Origin of the sequence: Vibrio tasmaniensis (assembly GCF_024347635.1) — a bacterium.
GTDB classification, from domain to species: Bacteria; Pseudomonadota; Gammaproteobacteria; order Enterobacterales; family Vibrionaceae; genus Vibrio; species Vibrio tasmaniensis.
This window is the reverse complement of the sequence record NZ_AP025510.1, coordinates 609,059-626,612: the sequence shown is the minus strand read 5'-3', so window position 1 is coordinate 626,612 and position 17,554 is coordinate 609,059. Positions and strand designations below refer to the sequence as shown.

Below are 17,554 nucleotides of genomic sequence, written 5' to 3'. Positions count from 1 at the left end.
TCCCACTATTTTTGCCTATTTACGCAGTTAAACGGTGACTCTACGCATGATTATTTGTAGGAAGTACCGACAATCAGATACACCGAATCAAAATTATCTTCGGTTCGGCCATAAGCTAATATGATCGGCCCGATGGGTGAGTCGACACCCGCAAAAACAGAACCTGCAGTATACATTGGTGCTTCATCCAGTTTTAAGTCATTGTTCGACCAAACACCACCATGTTCAATAGAGGCGCCCACGTAGAACGGTGATTCAAAGAGGCCGAAGTCATTTTCAAACCACTTATAACGGTAGATCAAACTGGTGTAAGCTAAGTTCTGACCGATCAAACTATTTCTTGGAATACCGGATAGATTAAGGAACCCTCCGAGCTCTTTCGGATCAATCGGAAAGACTGAGTTTTTACTTTCTACAATGCCATAATCAACCTTTGCGACTAAAGTATGCTTCTCAATACTTTGTGCAGCCATGAAATTAGCCGAAAGTTCAAAGACTGTATCACTCTCAGAAGAAAAATCTGAACCACCACTAGAGCTATCATTATCGAAATCATCATGAGAGATAAGATACTCTAAATCGACAAAATACCCTTCCGTTGGCAAGCTAAAATTATCTAGTGTATCCAATCGATAACTGGCAAAGGCACCAATGCGTTTATAGCCAGCGCTCCCTAGTGAAGGTAACGATGCCACCTCAATATCCCCATCGGTATAACGCGCACCAAATTTCAACTCTTGCCACAATGTAGGTTGGTAGCCCAATGCAAATTCACTCTGGTATTCTTGGTAAGACATCGGCAAAAAGTCTTTGGTTACATCCAGTGTTGGCTCTCCAATCTCTCCGATTCCGGCGGGCAAATTTCTATTCTGGTTGCTGTAAACAATGGAGGCAGAGGTGAACAACTTTTGACTAGAAAAGAATGGCGAGAAGAGTTCCGCCTCAATTCGTTTGTCCGTTCCCATCTCGAGATTAGTTCTTAGCTCTGCACCATGTTTATTAATATCGGTAAAATTGGCAGAGACACCAAGTGAATACTGGCTGGTAGTCGAGAAGTCATCTTCAAGAAAGAATCGAAAATTGAGATAATTGGGACCCCAAGATTTTTCGTTCACATCGACCAGTAGTTGATCCTCGCCATCAACATTTTCAAATTCATAAGTCACCAACTCAAACCGATCTAAAGCATAGAGATCTTTCACTTTAGATTCGATTTCACTGGTTTTAATAACCTGGCCTGCATCGAGGTTTAAGCGATTTTCGATCAACTTATCTGAGTAATGGGTATTGTTATTGATAACAACTCTATCAACGATAGTCTTATCACCGTGTATCAGTTGTTTTCTAGCTTGCTGTTTATGATCAATATACTTTTGGTAGTCTGCGTTAGACAGCGCCAACTTGGAAAGCTGATCTGTATGCTGCCTTGTTGCTTCGTATCCAGCGTGGTAAGCCGTCGGCATTTTGTCGAACTCTGTGGTCTCCATTAGCCCAACATCAGGGCGTAGGAAAAAATCATCGTCTGTTAACGTCGCGGCTTGCTCTTGAGTACTACGTTGAACAAGGTAATTAGAGAGTTGGTCTGCTGCGGCTAAAAAGTTTGTGAAGTCTTCTTTGCTTTTGTAGTTAGTGCTGATATCAATCGCAATAACTATGTCAGCCCCCATTGCTCGAGCAACATCAACCGGCATGTTATTGGTGACACCACCATCGACCAACATTCGCCCATCAACTTCATAAGGAGGAAGTGCTCCAGGTACTGACATACTCGCCATCATCGCATCAACAAGGTGACCATGATCGATCACGACTTCTTCAAGATCGATAATGTCAGTTGCTACTGAACGGTAGGGAATAGCAAGGTGGTCAAAAGAGTCGAGTGGAGAGAGGTTACCTGTGGTCTCGCGCAGAATACGCAGCATATTCTGGCCTTGAACCACACCTTTTCTAGCTTTGATTTCACCCCAACCTAAACCGAGATCGGTATTCAGTTGATAACGGTCTTCATATTCTTTGTCTCGCACACGTCGATCACTACGGTTAACACGATCACGATAGCCGCGATTCCAATCAACCGTATAAATAAAGCTCTCGATCTCATCAGCGCTCATCCCTGTCGCATAAAGACCACCAACGTATGCACCCATGCTGGTACCGGTAATGTAATCAACCGGAATTTGCATCTCTTCCAAGGCTTTTAGTACACCGATGTGGGCAGCACCTTTAGCGCCACCACCAGCGAGAACGACAGCAACGGTTGGCCTTTTATGAGCTTCTTTAAGTTCAACATGTTCTGATGAATCAACCTGTGCAGCAGTAGCGGCAAACAGTTGAAAACTGATCACAGTACCGACAATACCCAAGCTACTCACTAACCAACGAGAAATCATTATCTAAACTATCCTTGTCATTCTTTTCTGTTATGACTTTACCACTGAAAAAGCTTCTTTAGCCACTGTTTTGGTTGACTTTCACAGCCATTTTTAATGCTGCCACTTTCATCCCAGACCGGCAATTTTACAGTACCATCACAGTCAAACTCTAACGCCCCTTCAGAAGTTCGAGTAAAGCTAGCGGTCGCAATTCCTGTTGGCCAAGGCAGTAATAGCTGTTCAGGGGTTCTTTGTTTCAGGTAATCGGCATAAACACGCAACGCACCACTAGAACCGGTTAGTTTAGTCGGTTTATTGTCATCTCGGCCTAACCAAATCGTCGTAACTTCACGACCATCAACACCCACAAACCAACTGTCACGGCTGTCATTACTGGTACCCGTTTTACCGGCTAATCCCGCCCATGCAAACTGACCTTGTAAGAAACGACCTGTACCTTCTGATACACCACGCTTCATGGCATACGTTGTTAACCAAGCAGCTTGCTGGTCAACGCTTTGTGATACACGAGGGATAGACTGATACAGAACCTCACCATCATTATCAACAACCGAACGAAGCGCAGACAAAGGTGCGATGCGGCCAGAGTTGGTAATGGTTTGGTACATCTGAGCAACTTGGAATGGGGTCAGTGAAAATGAACCCAAAAACATCGATGGCACTGGGCGAATTTCGTTTTTATCGACACCCAGTTTTCCAATGGTATTTGAAACGCTATCAATGCCTAACTGCATCCCCAAACGAACCGTTGGTACGTTGTAAGACTTAGAAAGCGCAACATACAAGGGTACATCGCCACGGAACTTACGGTCGAAGTTTCTTGGGCTCCATACGCTGCCCTTACTGCCTTTCAAGCTCAGTGGCGTGTCCTTCAATGTTGTCGCCAACGTGTACTTCTGGGGTTGCTCTAATGCGGTCAAGTAGATTGCTGGCTTAACCAAAGAACCAATAGGGCGACTCGCGTTCAAAGCACGGTTAAAGCCATCGTAACCGGTGCGTTTACCGCCGACCATTGCTCGGATTTCTCCGGTATTTCTATCGACAGCAATCGCCGCGGCTTCCAACTTGTTACCTGCCGTTTTTGACAGTTCAGGCACCTTACGAGCAATCGACTTCTCTAGCTTATCTTGAGAAACTGGATCCAGAGAGGTAAAGACTCGAATCCCTTTTTTCGCTTCAAATCGATCGCCGACATACTTCTTAAGCTCAATGTTTACTTGCTGGAAGTAAGCTGGCTGACGGCTAGCAATACGTGGGTTGTCTTGAATATCCAAATCACGACTCGCCGCTTCTTCGTATTGTCGCGGAGTCAAGATATCTTGTTGCATCAATAAGCGAAGAACCAAATCGCGTCGAGTCTTAGCACGCTCAGGATAACGAACCGGATTGTAATACGAAGGCCCTTTCACCATACCCACCAGCAGTGCTAGCTGATCGATACGGAGCTCTTGAATTGGTTGACCGAAATACAAACGAGACGCTAAACCGAAGCCATGAATCGCTTGCCCACCATTTTGTCCAAGGTAAACCTCGTTTAAGTAAGCCTCTAGAATACGGTCTTTGCTGTAACGATGGTCCAAGATAAGCGCAATGTAGGCTTCACGAACCTTACGCCACAATGTACGCTCACTGGACAGGAATAGGTTTTTTGCCAACTGTTGTGTCAGCGTGCTACCGCCCTGTACCGTTCGCCCAGCTTTGACGTTAACGACCATTGCACGAGCGATTGCTAATGGCGATACCCCATCGTGTTGATAGAAGCTTCGGTCTTCAGTTGCTAATAAAGCATCAACCATCACTTCTGGGAACTGATTACGTTTTAAGAACAATCGTTGCTCATCGTTACTTTTTTCAAGCATACCCAGCATTTTCGGTTCAACACGTAGATAGCCCATGTCGCCTTTCTTCTCTAGCGACTGTATACGAGTTAACTCGTTACCGTTGAAATGCAGCATCACATGACGATCCGCTTCCGGCCCGTCGACAAACTCGAACGGACGACGAATCATTTCAATCTTGGTTGAAGAAGAAGAGTACTCACCTGGGTGACGAGGAGAATTCACCTTGCGGTAATTCAGCACATCCAATTCATTTTTGACTTGCACCAAACTAACAGCAGTACCCGGAGACAGATCCAACACACGAGCATAAACAACGGTTGGCAGATCAAAAAGCTGACCTTCAAAACGCTGCTTAACCACTGAATCCAGATAAATACCGACGAACAACAGCAATGCGGCAAGTGCTAAGCCAGCTTTCCAAGAAATGCCCCACAGAATCTTCAACCAACCTCTCTTGCCAGACGGTTTAGCCTTAGGTTTAGTCTTTTTCGCTGCTGCTCTTGGCTTTCTAGGCTTGCCTTTGGTCGCTGGTGACTTCTTTGCTGGCGCTTTTTTAGGTGGTGCCTTTTTTGGCGTTAACATTTTGGTCATCATCGGTTCAACTGTCGTTTAGTTTTAGTGGTTGCTACATGATTAGCAGGGTCATCCGGCCAAGGATGTTTTGGGTAACGGCCTTTCATCTCTTTTTGTACTTCTTTGTACGCGCCAGCCCAAAAGCCGGCTAAATCCTGAGTAATTTGCAGTGGTCGTTGCGCAGGAGAAAGCAACTCAAGCACCACCTTTTTACGCCCTTGGGCAATCAAGGGTGAATCTTGCTCACCAAAGACTTCCTGCATTCGAACAGAGATCATTGGCTCAGATTGATATTGGTATCGAATCGACTTCTTACTGCCCGTTGGCATCAGGTAATTAGTCGGTAGCCATTGATCTATTTCTTGATTCAGAGGCCAGCCAAGATAAGCCGACAATGCTTGTTCAATCGATACATTCGACAGCCCTTTGGCTGACTTAATGCCATTCAGATAGGGTGATAGCCACTCATCAAGATGTTCAATCAAACTCGCATCATCCATCGCTGGCCAATCATGCTCTGGCATCCAAAGCTGTGCGCAGCGTACACGCTCAACGAGCTGTTTAGCTGAAGACGTCCAATGTAAGCGCTCCAGTCCGCAGCGAGCGATATAATTGAGTAGCGCTTGGCTCGCCTGATTCGCATCGGGTTCTGGTAAAGCTTTGGTGCTGATAATCAACTTCCCCAAAGACACTCGCTGCTCTGCCACTAAGCGACCACGTTTCTCATCCCAATCGGCGTAATCGGAACACGCAAACAGTTTTGGAAATTCAACCTCTAGCTGCGCAATATCAACCGCAGTAGCTAAGAAAACTTGACTGGCTCGCCCTGTGCTGCGCATCAAATCAATCACGACGATATAGTCATTATTCGCCAATGGATCATCATCACGAACTTCAGCACCGTGACCATTCGCCAGAAGAAAAGCACTGCTGCTCGCACTTCTCGCTTGTGCAATTCGGTCTGGGAATGCAAAACAAAGCACTAATGGTAGCAATGATTCGTCAACTTGTGACAAATCTAAGTGATGTTTGAGTTTGCTGGCGAGACTCTTCGCTCGCTGCATCACCACGCTATTTTTCGAATGTTTTCTTTGCTTAAGTCGATGCAAAGAGTGCTGAATATCCGTCACATTGCGTTCCGGCTCTTCGAGTAAAGCGGCAGCGACAATCGCGACATTCAACAAGGCTGGACTGTTTTGCTGAGCTTTGATCAGCATACTAGCGATACGCGGCTCAATGCCTAGGTGCTGGGCTTGCTTACCGAGCGAAGTGAACTGCCCATTAGCGTCTAACAGTTCCAGGTTTTGTAAGAGTTGCTTAGCTTGTTCTGTTGAAGCTTTCGGTGGAATGTCTAACCACTGCAATTCATCAGCACTTGCGGCTCCCCATTGTGTCAATTCAGACACCAACGAAGACAAATCAGAATGAAGAATCTCAGGTTCTGGCACAGCAGGTTGCTGTATCAACTGTGTTTCGCTGTACAAACGAACACACAAGCCCTCTTCGATTCGCCCTGCACGACCCGATCTTTGCTCAGCGGAAGACTGCGAAATTTTTACTTGTTCAAGCTTGGTAATGCCCGTTTTCAAATCAAACTTTGCAACTCGTTCTAACCCTGAATCTACAACCAAGCGAATGCCTTCAATCGTCAAAGAGGTTTCGGCAATGTTAGTGGCCAATACCACTTTTCGACGCCCTTTCACCGATGGCGCGATCGCTCTCTGCTGCTGTTCAAAGCTCAATTGGCCATACAACGGACACACGTCAATATCACTGACAAGTTGCCCAAGTTGTGATTCCACTTGTTTTATCGCCGAAACACCCGGTAAGAAAGCCAAAAGTGAACCCGATTCTTTCTCCATCAGAGAACGAATCACGTTGGCCATCTTAGGTGCTAAATATTCATTCGAGCCTAATGGCTGATAGCGGAAGTCGACAGGGAAAGTTCGCCCTTGCGATTCAACATACTTGGCATCAGGTAACAAAGATTGCAGAGCGTGTTGATCTAAGGTTGCCGACATCACCACCACTTTTAGATCGTCACGCAGCGCATCTTGGATCTCCAAGCTAAACGCCAATGCAGTATCTGCGTGAATGCTGCGTTCATGAAATTCATCAAAGATCACCATATCAACCCCTGTCAATTCAGGGTCGGTTTGGATCATTCTCGTCATGATCCCTTCAGTCACGATTTCCAAGCGAGTCGCACTACTGGTTTTAGATTCACCACGAACCCTAAAACCTATGCTCTCTCCCACTTTCTCTCCTAACTGGCTCGCTAAGTAAGCAGCAATATTCCTTGTAGCCAAACGCCTTGGTTCAAGCATAATGATTTTGCCTTGAACTGCATTAGTCTTAACCAACTGTAAAGGGAAGAATGTTGACTTACCGGCACCGGGAGCGGCCTTTAGAATAAGTTGAGTGTGTGTTTGTACGCCAGCGAGCAGATCTGGCATCACAGCTTCTATGGGCAGTTGTGGCAATGGGTGAACCTTGTGGTGTAATGTTGGCAACATTGTACATAAAAACCTACCTCTCTAAATAAGTAATATGCACTTCAATCCTCCATTAGAGCCAGCGACTCTTATTAAACGCTATAAACGCTTTCTCACTGACATTCAACTTCCAGACGGCAGCGAGCGTACTATCCACTGCGCTAACACTGGAGCGATGACAGGATGTGCGACTCCTGGCAATACGGTGTGGTACTCAACCTCAGACAATGCAAAAAGAAAGTACCCAAACAGCTGGGAGATCTCAGAAACAGACAAAGGTCACCGTATTTGTGTAAATACTGCGCGGGCAAACCAGCTAGCGGTGGAAGCAATTGAAAATGGGACTATAGTTGAACTCTTAGGTTATAACGCGTTACGAACCGAAGTGAAATATGGCAGTGAGAATAGTCGCATTGATATTCTGCTTGAAGATAACGAAAAGCCGCCTTGCTATATCGAAGTAAAAAGCGTCACTTTGCTCGACGATCAACAAATGTCGACTAAGCAGCAACTATCAACTAAACAACAAGCGTCAATCGAAGGGCAAGGTTTTTTCCCTGATGCAGTGACAACCAGAGGCCAAAAACATCTGCGAGAACTCACAGAAATGGTCGAATCTGGAAGTAGAGCCGTACTTTTATTCACTGTTTTACATTCAGGCATTGAAAAAGTGTCCGCGGCACACCATATAGACGCCAAATATTCGTTATTACTAAAACAAGCACAAGACGCTGGAGTTGAAGTGCTTTGCTATAAAGCAGAGCTCAGCAGTACTCAAATACAACTAAAACAAGCCGTTGAATTTATCAATAGCTAAGCAAAAATGCTGAACTATTCACATTGATTGCAAGTTTTAACAAGAGTATTTGCCACCATTCGTTCTTTCTGCTATAGATACCCGCCTTAAAATTAGCTGCTTTGCAGTTGACTAGGTGTAAATAGGAGATGCTGTATGCCAGAATCTAAGAAAAAAGCGCTAGGCATCCTAGCCATCGCAGGTGTTGAACCGTACCAAGCAAAGACAGGTGAAGAGTACATGTCACCTGAGCAAACGGAACATTTTACAAAAATTTTAGCAGCTTGGCGCAACCAGCTCAGGGAAGAAGTTGATCGTACTGTGCACCACATGCAGGACGAAGCAGCGAATTTCCCAGATCCTGTTGACCGAGCTTCTCAAGAAGAAGAATTCAGCCTAGAGTTACGTAACCGTGACCGTGAGCGCCGTCTTATCAAGAAAATTGAGAAGACACTAGATAAGATCGAAGAAGACGATTTCGGCTTCTGTGACTCTTGCGGTGTCGAGATTGGTATTCGTCGCCTTGAAGCTCGTCCAACTGCTGACCTTTGTATTGACTGTAAAACACTTGCAGAGATCAAAGAGAAACAGATGCAAGGTTAATTCTTGCGGATGTAAAGAAAGGGAGCTTTGGCTCCCTTTTTTGTTTGTTCTAAAAAGCGGTTTATATCGTTGTGATAGCGATAAGCTAATCGCCAAACGTCTTAAGAATCGGCTACTGCGGTACCATCAAGATTAGGTTTTCACTTATGAATTATATCGGACGCTTTGCACCATCACCGTCAGGTCCTCTTCATTTTGGCTCACTGGTTGCTGCTCTTGGTAGCTACTTTCAAGCGAAGTCTAACCAAGGACAATGGTTAGTTCGTATGGAAGACCTCGATCCACCAAGAGAAATGGCCGGCGCTGCAGACCTCATTCTTAAGACGCTTGAGGCTTACCACCTGTATTGGGACGGTGAAGTCGTTTATCAAAGCCAGCGTCATGACCTATATCAAGCTCAAATTAATCAATGGGTCACTGACAATCAGGCCTACTACTGTCAATGTACCCGTAAACAGATAAAGTCCTTGGGTGGGTTTTATAGTGGCCACTGCCGCGACAAAGGTTTGGTTGATTCAGGCGAACAGGCGGTGCGCTTGTGTATGGACTTTCCCATCGAGTCCTTTGACGATATTCGTCACGGCACGATTCAAATTCCCAAAGTATTGGCTGAAGAAGATTTTATTATCAAACGCAGAGATGGGTTGTTTGCCTATAACTTGGCAGTTGTCCTTGATGACATCGAACAAGGGGTAACAGAAGTCGTTAGAGGTGCAGATCTGATAGAACCAACAGGTCGACAAATCAGTTTGTATAAGACGCTCAAGCAAAAAAACGTGAGCTACTTGCACTTACCATTGGCAACCGATGGCTTGGGGAATAAACTGTCAAAACAAAATCATGCCACCGCGATAGATCTCGACAACCCAAAACCGACGTTGATCAACGCGATGCGATTCTTAGGTTTTAATATCCCGAATGCTCTTTGCGAGGCGTCAATGGATGAAGTTTTATTGTGGGGCTGCCAGCAATGGAACGTCAATCAGTTACCTGATAGTTTACAAAAAGAGCACAGCAATGAGTTCGAAACTAACGGCAAATCGCAATAACGATACATAAAAATACCGTAACAAATACCTGTGACTAAGCAGACGATGTTCTCAAATGGCTCGCGCTAAGCTATTATTAGCCGCAATTAAACTCTGCACTACCACTTTGGACTAAGAGAAAAACAAAGCTGGCGATACCTACTTTGTTATAAACTAATGAATACAAACGACAATACCCCAAGCGAACAACGCGGATTCCACGAATTAGCTCTGAATATTTATACTCGTCAAGAGCACAATATTTCACGCAAGCAGATCAGCGACAATGCACTTAAAGTGTTATATCGCCTGAATGGTGCGGGTTTTGACGCATTTCTAGTCGGTGGTGGTGTACGCGACATCTTATTAGGCTCTCAGCCAAAAGATTTTGATATCGCGACCAACGCAACGCCAGAGCAAATCAAGCACCTATTCAGAAACTGTCGCCTTATCGGTCGACGTTTTCGCTTGGCACATATCATGTTTGGTCGTGACATCATTGAAGTAGCAACTTTCCGTGGTCACCACCAAGAGCCATCGAAAAACGTTTCTGCGCAATCTGACGAAGGTATGTTGCTACGCGATAACGTGTACGGCAATGTTGATGAAGATGCAGAACGTCGTGACTTCACAATCAATGCGATGTACTACAACATTGCAGACTATAGCATCCACGATTACGCGGGTGGTGTAGAAGATTTAGAAGATAAGCTCATCCGCCTGATTGGCGACCCAGAAACGCGTTACCGCGAAGACCCAGTACGCATGCTACGCGCAATGCGCTTCGCCGCTAAACTGGATTTTGATATTGAGGAAGATACAGCCGACCCAATTGAAGAGTTAGCACACCTTCTAAAAGATATTCCAGCAGCGCGTCTTTACGAAGAGTCTCTAAAATTACTGCAATCAGGTCACGGTCTAGAAACCTACCACTTGATGCGTGAGTACAACCTGTTCCAGCAGATGTTCCCTTCCGTAGCGGAACACTTCACAGAAGGCTACGACTCACATACCGAGCAGATGCTTGATCTGGTACTCGACTCAACTGACCTTCGCATCGAAGATGGCAAGCGAGTAAACCCCGCGTTTATGTTTGCTGCAATGCTTTGGTACCCAATGAACAAGTTGGCAGACAAGCTTGTCGCTGAACAGGGTATGGCGCACTACGATGCGATCATGGAAGCAAGTAACATCATTCTTGATCGACAAGTAAAATCAATTGCGATTCCTCGTCGCCATACCGCAACCATTCGCGAAGTTTGGCAACTGCAACTGCGACTGCCTCGCCGCAATGGTAAACGTGCCGTTCGTCTGATGGAGCTAAACAAGTTCCGTGCAGGCTACGATTTCCTAGAAATGCGTGGCGAGATTGAAGGTGGCGAAACCAAAGAACTAGCAAAATGGTGGGAGCGTTATCAGACAGCAGGACGCAATATGCGTCAAGCGATGGCTAATGACGTAGCAGCACCATCAAAGTCAGGCCATAGACGCCGTAAGACTTACAGAAACAAAAAGAGTAAGCAATCAGAATGATAACGGCTTACATTGCGGTCGGCAGTAATCTTGCCGACCCCGTTAGCCAAGCAAATTTGGCTATCGAAACGCTAAAAAACCTACCGCGTTCAACGTTTGTTGCGACCTCACAGCTATATAGTAGCACTCCAATGGGGCCGCAAAACCAACCCGACTACATCAACGCGGTAGTAGCAATTAAAACAGAATTAACGCCAATTGAACTGCTTGATTGCACTCAAAAGATCGAGCAAGAGCAAGGGCGCGTCCGTAAAGACGAGCGTTGGGGCCCAAGAACCTTGGATCTCGATATCGTGTTATACGGCAATGAGGTGATCGATTCAGAGCGCTTAACCGTTCCTCATTACGGAATGAAAGAAAGAGAGTTTGTGCTCTACCCGCTTGCTGAAATCGCACCAAGTTTACAACTCCCTGATGGGACTGAGCTGACAGAGCTACTAAAAATAGTAGATAAGAACGGGCTCAATGTTTGGCAGCAATAGCCAAGCGCATTAAGGAAAACCAATGAAAAAAGTAACCATTAACGACCTAATCAAGTGCAAACAAGAAGGCCGTAAATTCGCGACGTCGACAGCTTATGATGCGAGCTTTGCTCAATTATTCGAAAGCCAAGAAATGCCAGTTCTGCTTGTCGGTGACTCACTGGGTATGGTTCTACAAGGCCGTAACGACACATTACCAGTAACCGTTGAAGATATTGCTTACCATACTCGCTCAGTGCGTGCTGGTAGCCCAAACTGTCTTCTTATGGCTGACATGCCATTCATGAGTTACGCCACACCAGAGCAAGCCTGTGAGAACGCAGCAACCTTAATGCGTGCTGGTGCGAATATGGTGAAAATCGAAGGCGGAAGCTGGTTGATTGAAACTGTGAAAATGCTAACAGAACGTGCTGTTCCAGTATGTGCGCACTTAGGCTTAACACCTCAATCGGTGAACATTTTTGGTGGTTACAAAGTTCAAGGTCGTGACAACGAGCAAGCCGATAAAATGGTTGCTGATGCACTAGCACTGCAAGATGCAGGTGCTCAAATCGTTCTTCTTGAATGTGTACCAGCTTCATTAGCAAAAAGAATTACAGAAGCTTGTGACGTACCGGTTATCGGCATCGGCGCAGGTAATGTTACCGATGGTCAGATCTTGGTTATGCATGACATGTTCGGTATTTCTGCGAACTACATGCCGAAATTCTCTAAGAATTTCCTAGCTGAAACAGGTGATATGCGTAAAGCCGTCGCTCTATACAAAGAAGAAGTAGAGAGCGCACGTTTCCCTGATGATGCTCATACAATCGCTTAGGAGTAACAATGCAAACTTTTGCTGAAATAGCGGCTCTTCGTGAGCAGATTAAACAGTTTAAGCGTGATGGACGTACGGTTGCTTTTGTCCCGACAATGGGAAACCTGCATGAAGGCCACTTAACTCTGGTCAAGAAAGCTCGCGAGTTGGCTGACATTGTTGTGGTAAGCATCTTTGTGAACCCAATGCAGTTTGACCGTGCTGATGACCTAAACAACTACCCTCGTACGTTAGAAGCCGATTTAAACAAACTAACAGGCGAAGGTGTTGAGTTAGTCTTTACGCCAACACCAGAGGTGATGTACCCAGATGGATTAGACAAACAGACGTTTGTTGAAGTCCCTGGTATATCTCATATGCTTGAAGGTGCCTCTCGCCCAGGTCACTTCCGCGGTGTATCAACAATTGTCACGAAACTGTTTAATATCGTTCAGCCAGACTTTGCATGCTTCGGTGAGAAAGATTTCCAGCAACTTGCTGTGATTCGCCAGATGACAACTGACTTAGCGCTAGACATTGAGATTGTGGGTGTCGCGACTGTTCGTGAAATGGATGGTTTAGCAATGAGCTCTCGCAATAGCAACCTAACGATTGACGAACGTCAGCGAGCTCCAGTTCTAGCGCGCACTATGCGTTGGATCAGCAGTGCTATTCGTGGTGGTCGTGATGATTACGCGTCTGTCATTGAAGATGCAACAGACCAACTGCGCGCAGCAGACCTGCAACCGGATGAAATATTCATTTGTGATGTAAAAACGTTACAAGCAATCACTTCAGAATCGACTCAAGCCGTGATTCTAATGTCGGCTTTCCTAGGTAAGACTCGTCTTATCGACAACCAAGTTTTAGATTTGGTCTCGGAAACGAAAGAAGAAGTGAAAGAAGAAACTGCTGAGTAATCGCTTTCTTCTCTTTACGTAAACCAGGTTCTACCGCAAAGCACAAATGAAAAACATAAAAAAGGTCGATGTAATATCGACCTTTTTCTTTGCCTGCGATTCAGGATAATTAATAGCTCCTAGATAACTAATAGATCCTGGATAACTAATAGCTCTTGGATAACCAAAAGTTAACTACGTAAGCCGATCCCCTTTGTAACTAAGTAATGTGCAATGCCATACAGCACGACAATAAACACACCTAGTACGCCAAACGACGTCACAATACCAACATCAGACACTCCCAAAAAGCCATATCTGAACGCGTTTACCATATACACGATAGGGTTCAACTTCGATACACCTTGCCAGAATTCAGGCAATAGACTGATCGAGTAGAACACACCACCCAGATACGTCAGCGGAGTTAAAATGAAGGTTGGGATAATAGAAATATCATCAAACGTGCGTGCGAATACCGCGTTGATCAAACCACCCAGAGCAAACACAACCGACGTGAGAAATACCGTCGCAATGATCACGCCCCAGTGGTCGACTTGAAGGTCAACAAAGAATAGCGATACAAAGGTGACGATAGTACCCACTAACAAGCCACGCACCACGCCGCCCATTACGAAGCCGGCGATAATCACGTAGTTAGGAACAGGTGCTACAAGCAGCTCTTCAATGTTCTTCTGGAATTTGGCACTAAAGAACGATGAAGCAACGTTGGAATATGAGTTGGTGATCACCGACATCATGATCAGACCGGGCACAATGTATTCCATGTAGCTAAAGCCGTTCATTTCACCAATACGCGCACCAATCAGGTTACCGAAGATGATGAAGTAAAGCGTCATGGTGATCGCTGGCGGCACTAGAGTTTGCACCCAGATACGCGTGAAGCGATTGATCTCTTTGGTCAACAAGCTGCAGAAAGCGGTCCAATATAGGCTGTACATATTATTTATTCCCCTCACGGACGATACTCACAAATAGCTCTTCTAGGCGGTTTGCTTTGTTACGCATAGAGAGGACTTTTACCTGCTGCTCACTCAATTGATCAAAGATGGTATTCAAACCTAGATTCTTGTCGATTTCGATTTCTAGCGAGCCATTAACCATCACTTGGCTATTCACACCTTCAAGTTTAGGTTCAGTCGCTCCGTCTTCAAGATCAAGAATAAAGGTCTCGGCACTCAACTTACCCAACAGCGACTTCATTGTGGTGTTTTCAATCAACTCACCACGATTGATGATACCAATGTTACGACACAGCATTTCCGCTTCTTCTAGATAGTGCGTAGTCAAAATAATGGTGATGCCCTGCTTCTCGTTGATCTCTTTAAGGAATTCCCACATTGAACGACGCAATTCAATATCAACACCCGCCGTTGGTTCATCAAGAATCAACAAATGAGGCTCATGCATCAGTGCACGCGCGATCATCAAACGACGCTTCATACCACCAGATAAGTTACGCGCACGTTCGCCACGCTTTTCCCACAAATCGAGTTGAGATAAGTACTTTTTAGCGCGTTCTTTAGCAAGAGTTTTAGTCACGCCGTAATAACCCGCTTGTTGTAGCACGATCTGCTCAACCGTTTCGAACGGGTTAAAGTTAAACTCTTGCGGGACTAAACCTAAGTTCAACTTCGCTAGCTCCAAATCGGTATCAATGTCGTAGCCAAACACTTTCACCTTGCCTGACGTTTTATTAACCAGTGAAGAGATAACACCAATGGTGGTGGATTTACCCGCACCATTTGGGCCAAGTAGTGCGTAAAAGTCGCCTTTTTCTACTTGTAAACTCACGCCCTTAAGAGCCTCAAAGCCCCCTGCATAAGTTTTTCTTAGTTGCTCAATTTCTAATGCATACATAGAGATAGACTGCCATTTGCTATAGATAAGATGTTGATGGCCGAATTTGAGGAAGAGAGTAATGCTTAATACGAGCTAGCAGAAAACTAACTCAAACTTGTTTACTCGGCCATTTTGCAAACAAGTTTATCGTTGATTAACGATTAATACAAATACCGAGTGAGGCTTTCTTTCGAAAGCGAACAAGAATATTAGGTACGTAAAGAGCAATTCAGTGTTCAGTAAACATAAAAATGCCGTTAAGTTATTAACTTAACGGCATTAATCACCAATACTATATTTGGCGTCTATAACTGATTCATGTGAAATTATTGCTGAAGATTAAACCGAGTCAAATTGATGTTCATCTCTATCAACATAGCTTGTTGCAGCTGTCAGGGCTTCATATCTGAATCGATAAGTATTGGATTCAGGCACAAGGTCAATCACATGGAATTTTTCTAATTGCTGACGAGTATTCTCATTAGGACACAATAAGTACACTTCACACTGCGCATCTAGGGCATCTTTAATCGCATTTTCTAGCGCTAAGCCAACGGTAACATCAATCATAGGCACATCAGTTAGGTCTAAGATCATCGCTTCATAATCAGAAATGCTCGAGTGTTGACGTGAAATCGCTTTTGAAACACTGAATATCATCGGCCCAGAAAGGTAGAAGAACAGCACTTTACCATTGGCACTATCCAGTAACTGACGTTCACTGTCAGTCAATGGGATATCGTCTTCATCATCGCCATCACTGATCGCCTTAACTTGTCTAGCTTGCTCTCGACTCAGCCTTTCAATGATCAGAATGTTTGAGATAAAAACGCCCAGCCCGACCGCAATAATTAGATCAACGAATACGGTTAATAACATCACACCGTACATGACACCCATGCCGGCATAACTCACCTTGTGTGCGCGCTGAATAAAACTCCAATCAAGGATGTTGAAACCGACATACATCGCGATACCAGCCAACACCGCCATAGGGATCGGCTCTGTTAAGCCTCCCGCAACCAATACCACTAGCGCAAGCACCAAAGCACGAATAACACCAGAAAGCGGAGAACGAGCCCCTACCTGAATGTTGGTCACGGTGCCCATGGTTGCGCCCGCACCGGGTAGCGCACCAAACAGACCAGAAATCATATTCGCAATGCCTTGGCCACGAAGTTCTTTGTCTGAATCATGCTCTTTACGAGTCAATGAATCTCCGATAACCGCAGTCAAAAGCGTATCGATACAACCCAGAGTACCTAGCACCAAAGCATCGATAACCATTGTAGTGAATTGCTCAGAGCTGATAGTCGGAATAACAAGAGAAGGTAAGCCAGCGGGAATTTCACCAATACGGCGAATAGAGTCGGTATCAAAGATAATAACGGATAAGAGCGTTACAGCCACTAAAGCGACCAATTGAGCGGGCACATACTTACGATATTTAGCTGGAAAACCGAAAAGAATACCAAGCGTTAATACCCCTAAAAACAGCTCGCTGACTTTCAGATTAGCTAGCGTATCAGGAAGTGCCGAAAGTGTGCCCATCACTCCGCCAGAAGGGGCTGCGTGCCCTAGCAAAGGAGAAAGTTGCAGAATGACAAGAATCACTCCGATACCGGACATAAAGCCAGATATCACGCTATATGGCATCAAAGTGACGTACTTTCCTAGCTTTAATGTACCGAGTAATATCTGAAAAGCACCTGCCATCATTACCACGGTAAAGGTCATTGCCATCCCGGTTTCAGGGTACTTGGCCACCATGCTGGTCATTACTGCCGTCATGATCACTGTCATTGGCCCAGTAGGCTCTGATATCAAGCTGCTTGAGCCACCAAACAATGCTGCAAATAGGCCCACCATGATGGCACCCCAAAGGCCAGCTTCCGCGCCCGCACCAGAAGCGACACCAAATGCCAACGCTAAAGGCAATGAGATGATGGCTGTAGTGACACCGCCAAACATATCTCCTTTGAGATTGATATCCGTAAAACGACTTCCAAACAAAACACACCTTCCTGATGATGAAATGACAAACCTTATCACTTTAACAAATGTATCAACGGTTCAGAAAGTGTTAATTTAATCACACTATTCGTCTATTATATTCGGATTATGCCTTTTACGCTAAGTTAATGATTTTAACGACTAGTACACGTCAGATGAGTACTATTTGACACAGTTTTTACAAGATTGAATTTGTAACATTGTGTATAGTTAGAGTTCTTAATTAAGGGATGTAAGAC

General features: G+C 45.1%; 13 protein-coding genes. 7 read left to right on the top strand and 6 right to left on the bottom strand.

Translation table 11 applies throughout. The features are described from left to right. Window positions 1-50: 50 nt before the first annotated feature. From OCV44_RS03010 to hrpB, 3 genes are read right to left on the bottom strand one after another with little or no spacing between them, the layout of a single operon-like run. Entirely contained in the window at window positions 51-2,390 is a 2,340-nt protein-coding gene (locus OCV44_RS03010) for a patatin-like phospholipase family protein (RefSeq protein WP_139685612.1), read from the bottom strand. Window positions 2,391-2,428: 38 nt separating this feature from the next. Continuing rightward, a complete protein-coding gene (gene mrcB, locus OCV44_RS03005; protein WP_139685613.1) occupies window positions 2,429-4,828 on the bottom strand; it encodes a penicillin-binding protein 1B in 2,400 nt (799 codons plus the stop codon). Beyond that, window positions 4,825-7,263, bottom strand: a complete 2,439-nt coding sequence (gene hrpB / locus OCV44_RS03000; protein ID WP_246091798.1) for an ATP-dependent helicase HrpB — start codon at window positions 7,261-7,263, stop codon at window positions 4,825-4,827. The genes mrcB and hrpB overlap by 4 nt, the downstream gene beginning before the upstream one ends. Window positions 7,264-7,357: 94 nt before the next feature. On the opposite strand from hrpB, the gene sfsA reads away from it, so the two are divergent. The 7 genes from sfsA (at window position 7,358) to panC (ending at window position 13,460) form a co-directional block, all read left to right on the top strand. Continuing rightward, complete coding sequence (gene sfsA / locus OCV44_RS02995; protein ID WP_139685615.1) at window positions 7,358-8,119, top strand: DNA/RNA nuclease SfsA; 762 nt, start codon at window positions 7,358-7,360, stop codon at window positions 8,117-8,119. A gap of 135 nt (window positions 8,120-8,254) precedes the next feature. Continuing rightward, window positions 8,255-8,701 carry an RNA polymerase-binding protein DksA gene (gene dksA, locus OCV44_RS02990; protein WP_139685616.1) on the top strand — a complete coding sequence of 149 codons (447 nt, stop codon included), beginning with the start codon at window positions 8,255-8,257 and terminating at the stop codon, window positions 8,699-8,701. A gap of 146 nt (window positions 8,702-8,847) precedes the next feature. Continuing rightward, the gene (gene gluQRS, locus OCV44_RS02985; RefSeq protein WP_139685617.1) at window positions 8,848-9,750 is read left to right on the top strand and encodes a tRNA glutamyl-Q(34) synthetase GluQRS; all 903 of its coding nucleotides are present in this window, start codon (window positions 8,848-8,850) and stop codon (window positions 9,748-9,750) included. 156 nt (window positions 9,751-9,906) lie between these two features. After that, window positions 9,907-11,262, top strand: a complete 1,356-nt coding sequence (gene pcnB, locus OCV44_RS02980) for a polynucleotide adenylyltransferase PcnB (protein WP_041472901.1) — start codon at window positions 9,907-9,909, stop codon at window positions 11,260-11,262. Then, a complete protein-coding gene (gene folK / locus OCV44_RS02975; RefSeq protein ID WP_086048788.1) occupies window positions 11,259-11,744 on the top strand; it encodes a 2-amino-4-hydroxy-6-hydroxymethyldihydropteridine diphosphokinase in 486 nt (161 codons plus the stop codon). Before pcnB ends, folK begins: the two co-directional genes overlap by 4 nt. A gap of 22 nt (window positions 11,745-11,766) precedes the next feature. Beyond that, a complete protein-coding gene (gene panB, locus OCV44_RS02970) occupies window positions 11,767-12,561 on the top strand; it encodes a 3-methyl-2-oxobutanoate hydroxymethyltransferase (RefSeq protein ID WP_139685618.1) in 795 nt (264 codons plus the stop codon). Between the two features lie 8 nt (window positions 12,562-12,569). Further along, entirely contained in the window at window positions 12,570-13,460 is an 891-nt protein-coding gene (gene panC / locus OCV44_RS02965) for a pantoate--beta-alanine ligase (RefSeq protein WP_122045977.1), read from the top strand. A gap of 170 nt (window positions 13,461-13,630) precedes the next feature. Here the strand turns inward: panC and OCV44_RS02960 are convergent, their stop codons facing one another. The 3 genes from OCV44_RS02960 to OCV44_RS02950 all read right to left on the bottom strand — a co-directional run bounded on the left by OCV44_RS02960 (window position 13,631) and on the right by OCV44_RS02950 (window position 17,273). Then, complete coding sequence (locus OCV44_RS02960) at window positions 13,631-14,401, bottom strand: ABC transporter permease (protein ID WP_009847587.1); 771 nt, start codon at window positions 14,399-14,401, stop codon at window positions 13,631-13,633. A gap of 1 nt (window position 14,402) precedes the next feature. Further along, window positions 14,403-15,320: an ABC transporter ATP-binding protein gene (locus tag OCV44_RS02955; protein ID WP_139685619.1), complete on the bottom strand. Its 918-nt coding sequence runs from the start codon at window positions 15,318-15,320 to the stop codon at window positions 14,403-14,405. Between the two features lie 321 nt (window positions 15,321-15,641). Next, window positions 15,642-17,273: a SulP family inorganic anion transporter gene (locus OCV44_RS02950; RefSeq protein WP_029223085.1), complete on the bottom strand. Its 1,632-nt coding sequence runs from the start codon at window positions 17,271-17,273 to the stop codon at window positions 15,642-15,644. Window positions 17,274-17,554: the final 281 nt, after the last annotated feature.